Below are 13,688 nucleotides of genomic sequence, written 5' to 3'. Positions count from 1 at the left end.
GGCATCTGACGACCAATCTGATCGTGCGCATGACCCTGCCGCATGACTGGCAAGAGCAAGCTAAGGCTCTGGAACTCTAACTCGATCTTCCCAAAAACTGCAAACCGCACCGCATTTTTAGGCCGCAGAGACGGGCGCCCGATTTGCCCGCAATCCGCGAGCAAGGTGCCGTCTCAGAGACGGAATCTCCTCCGCACGCCTCGGAAATCACGCGGTAATTCCGCATGGGGTCCTAAGATACGAAACCTGCGATTGTGGTTGGCGGAAGCGGTGTCCGTCCACCTATCGTCCCAACATTTTGATTTTACGAGATAGTTTTGGAGGCAGGATATCGAGGTCTAGTTCATGTCCTAGCTTGGCTGCGCCAGTAGACTCGCTGAAATCCTGTCCTACTGTGCCCGAAAACTTGCCCAATTTTACAGGGCGCCCAGCGCCAAGATCGGCACCTTATCATGTGGACGCGCTGGATGTCTTGCAACCATCAAGACCTCGTCTGAAACAACCGGCTGTTGCGCGCAAACGCCTGAACCGCCATGAATAAGCTTGAGCAGATTCCCCGAAGGCAGTCCATTGGTCATTGACGATTTCATCACGCGTTGGAAAGCATCGGGCGGGTCCGAGCGGGCCAACTTTCAGCAGTTCGCCATCGAACTGACCCAGCTCTTAAGCGTCGATGCGCCCAAACCGGCAACGGCTGATGCCCAAAGCGATGACTACCGTTTTGAGCGCCCCGTCACCTTCATCCACACAGGCACCCAGTCGCGCGGCTTTGTCGATCTCTATCGGCGTGGATCGTTCATTATGGAGGCCAAACAAGGCGTCCATCGCACGGCCACCGATGATGACCAGCTTTCTCTGCTGCCCGATAGTGCCAAACAGCGGCAGGGCCACGGCCAACGGGGCAGTGCCCGCTGGGATGACACCATGCTGCGCGCCCGCAATCAGGCCGATGGCTATGCCCGTGCCGTTGCGCGCACCGATGGCTGGCCGCCCTTCCTGCTGATCGTCGAAGTCGGCCATGTGATTGAGGTTTATGCTGATTTCTCTGGCCAAGGCCAAGGCTACACCCAGTTTCCCGACGGCAATCGTTATCGCATCCGGCTGGAGGATCTGGCCGACGATGCCGTGCGCGCCCGCCTGCACGCCATCTGGACCGATCCCCACAGCCTGGACCCGGCATTGGTCGCCGCCCGGGTCACGCGCGAAGTGGCGGGCCACTTGGCGGCGCTTGGCCGCAGCTTTGAAGGTCAGGGCCACCAGCCCGAGGATGTCGCCCGCTTCCTGATGCGCTGCCTGTTCACCATGTTCGCCGAAGACGTCGATCTGATCCCGCATGGCAGCTTTACTGCCCTGTTGCACAAACTGCGCGGCACGCCGGATATGGCCGATACAGTTCTGGCGGGCCTGTTCCGCGCCATGGACAAGGGCGAGAAATCCGAAACCCTGCTGATCAAGCTTAAGCAGTTCAACGGCTTTCTGTTCAAGGACGCCACCGCCCTGCCGCTGAACGCGCTGCAACTGGGCCTGCTGATCGAAGCCGCCAGCCATGACTGGCGCGAGGTGGAACCCGCCATCTTCGGCACCCTGCTGGAACGCGCGCTCGACAAACGCCAGCGCCATAAGCTGGGCGCGCATTACACGCCGCGCGCCTATGTCGAACGGCTGGTGATGCCCACCGTCATCGAACCCTTGCGGGCCGACTGGCGCGATGTGCAGGCCGCAGCCCTCACCCTCGCCAATCAGGGCAAGCTCGATGACGCCCGCGCAGAGGTCCGCGCCTTTCACCGCCAACTGTGCGAAACCCTTGTGCTTGATCCCGCCTGCGGGTCCGGCAACTTCCTTTATGTGGCGCTGGAGCTGATGAAACGGCTGGAGGGTGAGGTGATCGCCCTTCTGACCGAGTTGGGCGAGGAACAGGGGGCGCTGTCGCTGGCAGGCCACACCGTTGACCCGCATCAGTTTCTCGGGCTGGAACTGAACCCATGGGCCGCCGCCGTGGCCGAACTGGTGCTGTGGATCGGCTATCTGCAATGGCACTTTCGCACCCATGGCAAGGCGTCCCCGGCTGAACCAGTCCTGCGCGATTTCCGCAATATCGAGAACCGCGATGCCGTGCTGGATTGGGACAAGCGTGTTGAACGCCGTGACGCGACGGGCCAGCTAGTCACCCGCTGGGACGGCACAGGCACCATCCTGCATCCTGTCACGGGCGAGCGCGTGCCCGACCCGCAGGCGCGCACCCAAGTCTGGGATTATCTGAAACCCCGCCCCGCCAAATGGCCCGAGGCCACGTTTATCGTCGGCAACCCGCCGTTTATCGGGGCGAGCCGGATGCGCGATGCCTTGGGTGATGGCTATACCGAGGCGCTGTGGCAGGCCTACCCCAAGATGCCAAGATCGGCTGATCTGGTGATGTTCTGGTGGGAAAAGGCGGCGCTTGCGGCGCGGGGCTATAAACCCGGCAAGGGTAAGGGATGCCGCCGCTTTGGCCTGATCACCACCAATTCGCTGCGCCAAACCTTCAACCGCGCGGTGCTGGACCCGCATCTGTCAGACCCGAAAACCCCGCTGTCGCTGATCTTTGCCATTCCCGATCACCCTTGGGTGGACGCAGGCGAAGGCGCTGCCGTGCGCATCGCCATGACGGTGGCCGAGGTGGGGCGGCGCGAGGGGCGGCTGTTCACGGTGGCGTCTGAAGGTAAGAGCGACGAGGAAGCCGAGGGCCGCCAGGTAGAGTTCAACATGGACCGCGGCACGATCTTTGCCAACCTGCGGGTTGGGGCCGATGTGGCCGGGGCGGTGGCGCTGAAGGCGAATGAGGGGATTTCGTCACCGGGGGTCAAACTGCATGGCGCGGGCTTTATCGTGACGCCAGCCGAGGCGCGCGCCCTTGGTCTTGGCACCGTGCCGGGGCTGGAACGCCGCATCCGGCAATATCGCAATGGCCGCGATCTGACTGCCAGCCCGCGCGATGTGATGGTGATTGATCTGTTTGGCCTGAGCGAGGCCGAGGTGCGCAGCCGCTTTCCGGCGGTGTATCAGCATGTGCTGGACAACGTGAAACCCGAACGCGACCAGAACAACCGCGACAGTTACAAACGCAACTGGTGGATTCACGGTGAACCCCGCAAGGATATGCGTCCGGTTCTGGCGGCCTTGCCGCGCTACATCGCCACGGTTGAGACGACTAAGCACCGGACCTGTCAGTTTCTTGGTGCGGAAACCTTGCCCGACAACATGCTGATTGCCATCGGCCTTGATGACGCGGCACAGCTTTCCATCCTGTCCAGCCGCTTTCATGTCGTCTGGGCTTTGGCTGCGGGTGGCCGCCTCGGCTATGGCAACGATCCCCGCTACAACAAATCGCGGTGCTTCGACCCCTTCCCTTTCCCCGAAACCACCGAGGCGCAAAAGACTCGCTTGCGCGCCCTTGGCGAAGACTTCGACGCGCATCGTAAGGCGCGTCAGGCCGAACACCCCAAGCTGACCCTGACCGGCATGTATAACGTGTTGGAAAAACTCCGCGCTGGCGAACGGATCGAGGGCAAGGATCGTGAGGTTTACGATCAGGGCCTGATCGGCATCCTGCGCGACCTGCACGATCAGATCGACGCTGCCGTGGCCGAAGCATATGGCTGGCCCGCCACCCTGACCGATGATGAAATCCTGCAATACCTTGTCACCCTGAACCGCGCCCGCGCGGCCGAGGAAGCGCGCGGCGAGATCCGCTGGCTGCGCCCCGACTACCAGAACCCCGCAGGCCATACGGCCTCCAAGGGCGAACAGACCGAACTCGACGTGGGCAGCATTGCCACCACCGCCAAAACCCCCTGGCCTACCCGTCTGCCCGACCAGATCGCCGCTGTTCGCGCCACGCTGCAAGATATGGGCGAGGCTACCCCCGAACAAATCGCAAGGCATTTCGCCCGCGCCCGCACCACATCGGTGCAACCGCTGCTAGAAAGCCTGACTGCATTGGGGCAGGCCAGGATGGTCGAAGGCGGAAGGTTCGCGGCGTGAAGTTCCTGCAGTTAGAATGCCATGCGGAGGGGCGTAAGCGGTGCCCCTTGGCCGAAACCTTCAGTTAGCCTGCGTTGTCGAGAGCTGAAATGCCCACCTAAAGCGTATGCCCTGCCGCGCGATCGAGCACCTCTTCTGCCCATTGATTCAGGCTCTTGCCCGACAACTCAGCAGCCAGCGCAGCCTTGCGGTGAATCTCGGGGCTGACCCGAAACATCACCTGTCCGGAGTAGGCCTTCTGCGGCTCTTTGCCGATCTTGGCGCAAGTCTCGATGTAGTCTTCAACCGCTTCGTGAAAGGCTTCACGAAGCCCTTCCACCGTGTCGGCATGAAATCCTACACCATCGCGAATACCGGCAATGCGGCCGGTGAAAATTGCGTCATCGTCGTCGTAATCGATCCGGGCGGAATAGCCCTTGTAGTTCATTGTGTTGGTCATGGTTTTACCCCGATCCGTTCCAAGAAGTCGCGGGCATCGCGTACCTGGTAACGCTTGGCTTCCTTCGCTGGGTGCGGACGATGAAACGTCCCCACCTCGCCATCCTTCTCGAAACGCACCCGCGATCCGCTTCCTTCGATCAGCCGCGCCCCCGCGGCCAACAGCAAGCTTTCAACCGCCGACCACTCGATGGTGCCAGACACCGGGTCGGTGAATACTGTGGCAAGGGTCTTGCGGTGCTTGCTGTTCATTGGGCCTAGATAAGATATGCTATCATTATTTGCAAGCATGTTGTCTTGGTTTGTGATGACTGAGACATAGGGTAGCCGTCAAACGGGGCCGGAATAGCGCTGCCGTCGTTGGCGCCGCGCCGTTGCAGTTCAGGATCGGTCATCTCAGATCGGCGGACTGCAGAAGCTGCCACATTGATCGAACTATCCCCCCCTCTACCGCCCGGCCTTACCAATTTTCCAAATCGCCCACGATACAGCCCAGAATTGTTAGAACAAACTCGCCACCTCAACCGTCCGCCCTGCAGTGTCTCAACGCTATCTCACTGATATTGCTTTGTATTAATCCGATCAGACCCGCCCATATGGCGAAATTGCGCACATGAGGACCACGTACCCAAGGCGGAGAAACCGGCAAGAACTACCGCCGCGCCACCACACCGAACGAAAAAACCCGTAATGTTTTCCTCGCCGCAAAGCGCGAGATCGATGCGATGCTTACGCGCATCAAAAAAAAATCTCAGCGATTGCCGCTTCAAAACTGACCCAGACGCAATTCACAGGGGCGATGGTGGCACTTTGAACCACTACGCCATTTTGCTGCGCCAAATCACAGAAAGCGCTTTCTGCGAGGGTGAACACGCCGAATTACACGAAGCCGACGGTCGCAAAGTTTCGGCACTACAATTTGCTCAACGAGGTGGTTGCCTCGTCATCATTTCCGCTTCCGGACAATTCCTCTTTGGTTGCAAGACGTTCGAGGCTATCAAGAATGTCCTCCGCCCCTTTGACGATATCCTCGACGACCTTTCTCACCTCAGCTTTCATCTCATTCGACTCGGGTAATCGTTTCTCCGACCAGCCAATCAGGATCCGTGTCACCTTGGTTTCCTCATCTTCCAGCTGCGCTTCGGCTATTGTGCTGACTTTTTCAACCTCGGCGGGGTCCGCTGCTTGAACTGCGAGGTGCAGGGCCGCGCGGATCAGTGGATCGACCATCGTTCGCAACTTTAGGGCGAGTTGCAAATATGTTTCAGTTTCAGACCTTTGAACTTGCCCCGTTGTTTGAGAAGACCTAATTGTCGGAAAGAACTGAGACGCGTTTTGTGATCGCAAGAGTTTTGTCCAGCCGTCCAACAATTCCGAGTGTGGTGCCCGACCAGGCAATCCTGCACGGTGGGCCCACAGTGCTATGATCGCATCTTGGCACGCTAAGCGTGCGCCTATGGCGGAGTCTCCCTGCGCGGTTTCGGCATCGTGAATGAGTTCCGCAATGTGATGAGCCATCCACCTGGCGAGCGTGTCTGTCTCACGTACCAGCCCGAGCTGTCGAACCAATATCCGGCCAAGCTTTAAAATGGCAGCGTCCCGGTGGCCGCCTTTGCTTACCCAATCAAGCGCAGGCTCACCTTGCTGTTTCGCATCTTTCCGTCCCATGTGTTCTTCCCTACCAAATCGTGCGTAACGGTTACCTCGCGAAGCAACGCCATGCCTGTAGTCCCGCAGATCTTATCTATGATCGCTCGCGAGGCCAAAAGGCGATCACCGCGATCGGTCTCTTCGTCCCCATAGCGTTCACCGGTCGACCAAGACTGTCGCCGCATAAAATGGGTGGGGTCATTGCACGTCCAGCGACCATCTTCCTTGTCGTCATTTATGCCGAAACGATTGGCGATCCACGACCGAGGCTTTAGCGTTCCCAAGGGAAGGTCTCCGGCCCAAGGATCTCGTGCATCGAAGTCCGCCATAGCATCATTGTCCGACACCCAGCCGCGAAGCACATAGCCGGGAACGCCAATTTCGAAATGTTGGTCTGAGTCAGGAAGCCGATATGCATGTGGGTCTTCCACTGTTTCCAGTGCCCGGACCAGAGCCGGTGCCGTTCCCCGCGAGACCAGTGCGCTGGAAACAGTCACCGATCTAAGCAACGAACCACTTCGCGCAGTCCATCGCCCCCAAATGCAGAGTTCATCACTCAATTCAACGAGGGCTTCGGGGTCCACTTCACTGATTTGAGCCAACCAAGCATTGCTTGGAACAGACGTGATCAATCGACAGGAGTTTGGCACGGCTTCGCGGCGATCAGCAGCCCAGGTGCTTCCTTTCGGTGAAGACAATCCTTGCCTTGCCAGAAATCCAGCGGGCCCGAAGTAGCCATCGTTTCCATTGCCGGGCGTGTCGCCATCGAGCAACTGGCCACACAATGTCATTACCGCATGCCTCGATATATACGCCCACCAGTCGTCTGGTTGGCGCCCTCGTCGGCCATGATAGTCATCATTTCGGATGATCCCCCGCTCCCGCCTAGGGTCAGTTGCCAAAACATTCCCGACTTCATTGGTTGCAAGTTTCCGCATGATCGGCTCAAGGCGCTTGCTTGCGTCGTCTTCGTTAATCTTGAAAGCGGATGACAAAGGACGGAGCAGGCTGTCGCGACTGTCATAGTGGAAGTACAGGCGACCGCCCTTTTCCACGTTTGCCAACGCTTCCTCAGGCTTCGGTACCGACGGCCTCGACCGATCCGTATTGATCGAACCGAGCCGCGCAAGTTCTTCGGATGTTATGTCGATTATTCCAGCATCATTGAGCCGCTGAAGAATGCCGGCCGCCAAACCTCTCAGCCTGGCATGTTTTTCATCTGGCTTTACCTTTTGTGCAAGGAAACCCACCGATGCACTGGCACATTGAGGAGCATCCACTGCAACGCGCTCCAAGGCAACCAAAAGCCACTCCTCTGCATGGAGCCTGTAAAACGGAAGCCGATGGTCCTGCAGGGCGGCAATTTTGCCAGTCGACACATCCTGACAAAGCCTTTGCAGCACACATTCTGGCCCCCATCGAACAAGACACCGGACAGCATGCGCGGCGCGCCACCGCCTTTTGACATCTGGTGAGCCCAGCATCGACCAAAGATAATCTGAAAGCACTTCAATGACTGTTCCTTGCGGCACAAGTTCCTGACGCCATGGACCGTCGCCGTCATCTACGTTCAGCGCATCATCCATTTCTGCCAGTGCAAACCCTAATGCCGAGGCCGCATCGTCCGGAGTGCAAGCGTGCGCGGCCAGACTTGCGATGTGGAAAAGGTCAGCTGCGCTGCCAAGACGCTCTTCCTCCGCAATCGTTTGCAATGCGTCTTGGGCAAGCGATGCCTCTGTCGTTCGGATCATTTTGGCCAGTTTGGCCATGGTCTGATCTTTCATCCACCAAGATGCGAATGTGATTTGGTAGGGACTTCGCCGAACGACTGTTCGCACCAATGCTTCCATCGCTGCTGGAACCGCCATTCTCGCCAGCCAAGTCGTTGGTATTCGGTCAAGAAGCTCGAACAACTCGTAAAGGGAAAACTCATCCATCTGGGCGAGCGCGGCAAGATAGCCTGCTTCCTTCCCGGCGGGCACCCATTTGGGCAGGACTCGCCAACACTCATAGAGCCTTGGTCCGCCTTCACTTTTCGCACGACGTATGACTTCTTGAAGCCCATCTGCGGTCGCCAGATCTACGCCCAAGAGGATGTTCTGCCAGTCCGGCTCGTGTGCCGGAGTCGATGCAACCTGCGTTTGGTCGCGGCTCACCGCCATGATCGATGCGTTTGCGACGTCGTCAAGCCAAGGCCAATATATGCCATAGCGCGTGGCGACCGATCGAACTTCGCGCCATATATGTTCGGATCGGTCCTCGACGCTAACGTAGCGTCTCGCGATATCATGGACCGCGTCAACCAACACACCGGCATCGAGGCCATCGGCCAAAGCACTCGCCGGATTTTGATCGTGGCTGGAAAACATTAGCATTGCTAGATCGCCACTCAGGACGCCGTCGTCAACCAATGTGCGCAAGACAACATGCAATTCATCGTCGGGAATACCGAATCCCCTGTCTGCCCAACGGGATAGAATACCCAGACTAGAATTTGGTGATAGCCGAGCAAGCGACCTAACTGTGCGTTCCCAATCGAGATAACTGGATTTGCCTAGATGCTCGTGTGTCGGTTCAGCAAAACGCGCGAGGCGGTAAGCCAACTCGGGCTGATCTTTGGCGGTTCGGCCAGCAACAGTCGCAATAGAAAGCAAAGTGTTCCAACGATCATGGTTTTCCTCACCGAGACGTTCGGCGCCATCGCTAGCAGCATTGAAATGAGCTTGGGCTTCTGGCTCACTGATCGACAGAAGGGCGCGCGCAAGCAGTAGCTGTGCGTCGATAGTTGATTCAGCCATTTCGTACAAAATGCCAAGCGTTTCAGCCGATCTTGAAGCCAAATCCAATGCGAATCCGTGCAGCGCAGTGTTTCGAGCCGCACGGCGTATAATTGTCGCAACCGTCCTTATCGAAGCGCGCTGCCCCTTTTGCGTCGGAGTGGGATACCAGCTATCGACTGCCCCCCAGGCCGCCGCGTCGGCTTCACTGCGCTGGAGGAGCTCAGCGCGAAGCATCAACCTGTCATCAAGGGTTCCGTCATGATCACGGTAAATCTGTCCGCGAATTTTTGAAGTTTCTTTGTCGGCCTGCGCTATCAAATTGGACACGTCGCCAGCGCGCGCTCGTCCCAAAGTAACCTCAGCCCAAAGCACATACCATGGCAAGATAGGGGCGACGCTTTCCCGTTGGCGATGATCTCCAGAACTGGTGTTTTTGCGTCCTTTTCGATCCCGCAGCCGATCAATGGTAAGCGAACGCCCATTTAGGATAGCGCGGAGAGCGAACCCCTTGAGGAGTGCGTCTCGACGACCCGATGAGTCGTGCCAACTTGAATCCAGTTCATATCCTGCCACAGGCGGCACAAATCGGTTTAGCAACTTCGTTACGGAGCGCTGCGATACGGCACGGGACTTTAATGCTGCGACCGACAAGGCGACGATAGCAACAAGCTCGGTGCGCTCGTGGTCTCTGAGGCCAAGCCGTCCGATATCAACGCGGCGGTCGGCAACCATTCGGAACAGGCGTCTAATAGTCGCCGCAGATGGGGTCAGGCCTATACTGTAAAGTTCAAGTGTTCCGGCTAGGCCTAAAAAGATGTCGTTTCCAGCCGCTACTACAACAGCTTGCAGGTCGTCATATCGCCCCGCATCGGCGAGGCGAGCACAAACGGCGCGACCTGCCAAAAATGATACATTGCGCGGACGCCAAGTGCGCAGAAAGGCCGCGCAGGATTCTGGCCCCCAAAGTTCGAACTGAGCCCAAGCCATCGCTACAATCTCGTCGTTAATCTCCACTTGGCTTCGGTCGTTTTCCGCTTCATGCCGCCTACGAAAGTAATTCTCGAGCCAAGCCCATGCAGTATGCAAGCGCCCGACCGCGTCCCCGTGAAAGCGCTCGTATCCGGCGAACAATGCAGCTTGATGCGCGTTATCAGATCCCTGCCAGTTTCCACCACCGATCTTGCGCCTTGCGACGAGCTCAGCCGCAGCCTCGGGAGTAATGAAGCGGGCGGCAAGGTCAGGGTTACGCGAAATCAGACCCAATTGGCGCGTCTCGGCTGCTTCAACATTCGCTGTTCTGAAAGCAAGCTTTGCGACATCTGCATATTGACAGGAACGCAGCGCGGCTTGAGTTGCAGCACGCAGTCGCATCGCGCGAACATCGCGCCGACCAAGTTCGTCGCTGGCTGGCAGGCCAACGTCCTCGAGGACGAGTTTGATTACTTCGTTGATCTCGCCTGCCTCCAGCAAGAGTTGAGGCAGCGCAGCAGATGCATAGGCGCTATTCTTTGTAAGTGGCCGAAGCCGCTCAATTATTGAGCGGACGGCATTGATATCTGGGCGAAAATTCTGGCGAAACCATGTTTCGGTAGGCTCATCTGAAAACTGAGCCGCACCATCATTGATGATGAGTGCTCTCCCAAGTTCGCTCGCAAGACTATGAACCGAAGAGGGCTCCACGCCAGCAACTTGGGCAACAACGTCTAGAGGAACAAATGGTCGCAAGACCGCAAGAGCTCGACAGATTCTGTCGACGGCATCCCTTTCGAGCGGTCCAGCTTTGTCCCGAACTTCTGCAACTGCCTTGTTTAGCAGGCCCTCAATCGCATCCTGAATGGTTAAAGGTCTAGGGCCGAGGTGGTCGAATAACCCATCGAGATCTTCAGAGGTGTCCAACGCGACACGCTGAAGCCTCGGATTTGCAGAGGTCAATCGGTGAAACCCAAGCGCCAATGTATCGGAAGCAGCGGGATAACGACTTCGAAGATGCGACGCTGACTCGGAATCGTTGAACGGCGGCAAAACAAGATGCAGCATACTAGGTGGTGGCTCAAGTAGGGCGCGGCGTTCAGGACGTGTCGTTAAAACGATGCGAACCCGTTCCGGCCAGGTCATCCTAAGTAGACCGCGCGCGAAGCTGGCAGCTTCTTTTCGCTCTGATGCTACCATTTCGGCATTATCTGCTGCGTCAATGATCAGCATGACGACAGCGCCTGGAGTTGCGGCCACAGAGAGCGCTGCCTGGCCCATGCGTGCAAGGAACGCCCGCGCGTACGAATCCTCGGTCGCCCGGTTGAAAGGGATCAGTGGATCGCAGAGCCCCTGGAATGCCAATTCGTTTGCCATCTGCACAAAGGCTTGTCTCGGCTGTTGGCGCGGCTGTGATGGATCGCGATAGCTGCCATTGGCAAAGCAATCATAGACTACGCAGACACTGCCTTCCGGCAACAGTTCCGGGAGTTGCGTGGCCGCGACGGACTTGCCGACCCCGCCTTCCGCCTCCAAGATTACGGGAGTTGTGGATTGAACGATGGCGTCCAGCAAATCCGCAAGAATCGGACGGCTTATAATTCCGGACGGGCGTTTGAGAAGGGATGGTGCAGGTCGCAAAGCATGCTCGTCGCAGTCCATTTGCCGGAGGACGTCAAGCCGCGTAATCTCAAGATCTGGAGCGTTCGGCTTTGCAGCCTTGTCTGCAATCATTTCGACCAGCCGCGTGGGCACATCCCCATCAGCATCCGGCAGGTAGGCGGAAACGTCGAGGTTCAGTTCTATACGTTCTCCGCTAAGCGATGCCGTACGTGGCAACAGGCGAACCCGCTGAGCGAAAGCCTGTAAATCGTCACCCTTCAATGGCAACGATCTACGAAGGTATGCACTGGTAGTCGTCGCCCTACCTTCTCGCAGCTCTTGCAGCGCATCTTCTACCGCCGGTGAAATCGGACGGTTCGTTTCAAACTCGAACTCGTGGCGCATCGGTTTTTCGGTTGCGGCCTCTTCCAAAACAACGCTCTGGAACCGCGCGGCAAACCCTTGAAGCGTAACGATAACATGACTAGCCGTCATGGGCTCATCGGCAGCAAGAAGGGAGTGCTTAAACTGGCGGTAGGCGATCCGGTTTCCCTCGCCGCCACGATCGTCGCTGTATAACGCGAGGTCGATGACATCCTCGCCACCAGTTGCCCTGTCGTCGGCCGCGGCTCCCTCGATCACAACCTTCTTGAGAGTTGGGCGCGCGGCAAGCATCGTCAGGCACAGGCGAGCCGCACGAACATAATGATATCGATCACCCGACCGGCTTGGTGCCTGCGGATTCGCGATCCCTTTTACCCCAAGGACATTTTCCACGGGGCGAAGAGGTGCGGTCAGAGCGCTGGCCTCTGTATTTTTCGAAAGATCCGATGATTGCAGCACAGTTTAACTCTACGTCGCCCACCGAGGCACTTCAATCAAACTTGTCGGCTTTCACAAGGGCGGGGTGCTGCTTCAATCAATTTTGGTCACCGTTGGCGGGAGCAAACAATGTCGTAAGTTGAAATACTGACCGACCAGAAGCTGATGGTGGAAGGCCCCCTTACATCTTTGTAGCTCGGAATTTTCCTCGGCTGGATTCCGCCAAGTGGCTTCCGATAGATGGATTCCTTGGATTCCACAAAAGAATCCAGCACGGCCAGATCGTGATTTTCTAACTATATGATAGTTATAACTTAAATTGCACAATTCATCCAAAGTGGATTCCAGGTGGATTCCCCGGTGAAATGCCCTGTCGCTAGCGAAACGCTGCGCTGCGCCCCCCCGCATACGTTTTGCAGCGGGGAGGAACCATGCCTGGGGGGGTCACTCTCCGTGGATCGAATGCCTGGCGGTTTCGAGCTCTTCTGGGTCAAAGCGAACGGTAAAGGTGGTCTCCGCGTTGGCCACCGCCGCCCGCGCGAGGTCCATCTTGATGGGGTCAAGCGCGGCTATCGCTTCGACAGCGGTTGCAGCCCGAAGTGCAAAGCGCAAATTCTGCCGCATATCCTCAAGTTCCGTGCGCAGGTTTGACTGGTCATCTTGTGACTGGGCCGCCTTGCGAGAGGCAGCAATCTCCGCCGCACGCGCGATTGCTGCTTCTGCATGCAGCTTCGCCAAAGCAGGAGGGGAAACGATCTTGCCGGTGGCGGCGGCCGTCTCGGCTGCCTCGGCAGTCAGCACTTCGATCTGCCGCTCGATCTCGACAAGTCTTTCCCGCATCTCCATGGCGCGCGCAGTGTGCGCAGCCACATCGGCGCCAAACGCGACAAGCCGTTCCTCACTTGCGCGAATGCTGTCACGCAGTGCTGCTGCCCGTACGGGAGCCTCGATCTGAGCGGTAAGGCTTTGCTCACGTTCACGCAATTCGGCCAGTTTGGCGCGGAGGGTGCTGGCGTGATCTGCAGCGGCTTGCCAGCGCATGGCCGCGTTTGCCACCGTCGAGTTCACGCCATTGCCGCCACCCCAACCAGATGCATCTTTGACCGACTGCTGCGCAGCGTGTTCGTTTGCCTCTTTCTGTTCAGGACACTTAAGAGCTGCTTCCAACGATTTGGCTTCACGCTGGATTTCACTGCGCTGGGCCGTCAGCCGCGCAAGAAAGCTGGCAAGGCTATCCGTTGATCTGAGTGATGTTCCATTGGATTTCAGTTGCATAGTTGGCTCCTGGTTTTGGTTAAGGGGTGAAGTGTCTGGCGATGGCTGTGCACCCCCGGACGAAACGGCGACGCAATCGGAGCTGGAAGACCAGCCAATGAATGCGCGCCGGGTTCAAAGGGCGAGGGCGCC

Annotated in this window: 6 protein-coding genes; 1 reads left to right on the top strand and 5 read right to left on the bottom strand. The window is 58.0% G+C overall.

The features are described 5' to 3' along the window. The first annotated feature begins 543 nt into the window (after positions 1-543). Positions 544-4,020 carry a class I SAM-dependent DNA methyltransferase gene (locus QQJ98_RS08475; protein ID WP_284324918.1) on the top strand — a complete coding sequence of 1,159 codons (3,477 nt, stop codon included), beginning with the start codon at positions 544-546 and terminating at the stop codon, positions 4,018-4,020. Positions 4,021-4,117: 97 nt separating this feature from the next. Here QQJ98_RS08475 and QQJ98_RS08470 read toward each other — a convergent pair whose 3' ends face one another. From QQJ98_RS08470 to QQJ98_RS08450, 5 genes are all read right to left on the bottom strand, one after another. Continuing rightward, positions 4,118-4,459, bottom strand: coding sequence for a type II toxin-antitoxin system HicB family antitoxin (locus tag QQJ98_RS08470; protein WP_284324917.1), 342 nt, complete (start codon positions 4,457-4,459; stop codon positions 4,118-4,120). After that, entirely contained in the window at positions 4,456-4,710 is a 255-nt protein-coding gene (locus QQJ98_RS08465; RefSeq protein ID WP_284324916.1) for a type II toxin-antitoxin system HicA family toxin, read from the bottom strand. The genes QQJ98_RS08470 and QQJ98_RS08465 overlap by 4 nt, the downstream gene beginning before the upstream one ends. A gap of 660 nt (positions 4,711-5,370) precedes the next feature. Beyond that, entirely contained in the window at positions 5,371-6,126 is a 756-nt protein-coding gene (locus tag QQJ98_RS08460) for a hypothetical protein (protein ID WP_284324915.1), read from the bottom strand. After that, positions 6,075-12,302, bottom strand: coding sequence for a hypothetical protein (locus QQJ98_RS08455; protein ID WP_284324914.1), 6,228 nt, complete (start codon positions 12,300-12,302; stop codon positions 6,075-6,077). The genes QQJ98_RS08460 and QQJ98_RS08455 overlap by 52 nt, the downstream gene beginning before the upstream one ends. Positions 12,303-12,725: 423 nt before the next feature. Next, positions 12,726-13,556, bottom strand: coding sequence for a hypothetical protein (locus QQJ98_RS08450; RefSeq protein ID WP_284324913.1), 831 nt, complete (start codon positions 13,554-13,556; stop codon positions 12,726-12,728). Positions 13,557-13,688: the final 132 nt, after the last annotated feature.

It is taken from the genome of Cypionkella aquatica (genome assembly GCF_030161095.1).
GTDB classification, from domain to species: domain Bacteria; phylum Pseudomonadota; class Alphaproteobacteria; order Rhodobacterales; family Rhodobacteraceae; genus Cypionkella; species Cypionkella aquatica.
The sequence above is the reverse complement of the archived record's forward strand: the minus strand, read 5'-3'. Positions and strand labels throughout refer to the sequence as shown.

What these genes read in the sequence shown, in the direction of transcription:
- QQJ98_RS08470 (WP_284324917.1), bottom strand. Translation starts at nt 4,459, where the DNA reads ATGACCAACACAATGAACTACAAGGGCTATTCCGCCCGGATCGATTAC.
- QQJ98_RS08460 (WP_284324915.1), bottom strand. Translation starts at nt 6,126, where the DNA reads ATGGGACGGAAAGATGCGAAACAGCAAGGTGAGCCTGCGCTTGATTGG.
- QQJ98_RS08450 (WP_284324913.1), bottom strand. Translation starts at nt 13,556, where the DNA reads ATGCAACTGAAATCCAATGGAACATCACTCAGATCAACGGATAGCCTT.
- QQJ98_RS08465 (WP_284324916.1), bottom strand. Translation starts at nt 4,710, where the DNA reads ATGAACAGCAAGCACCGCAAGACCCTTGCCACAGTATTCACCGACCCG.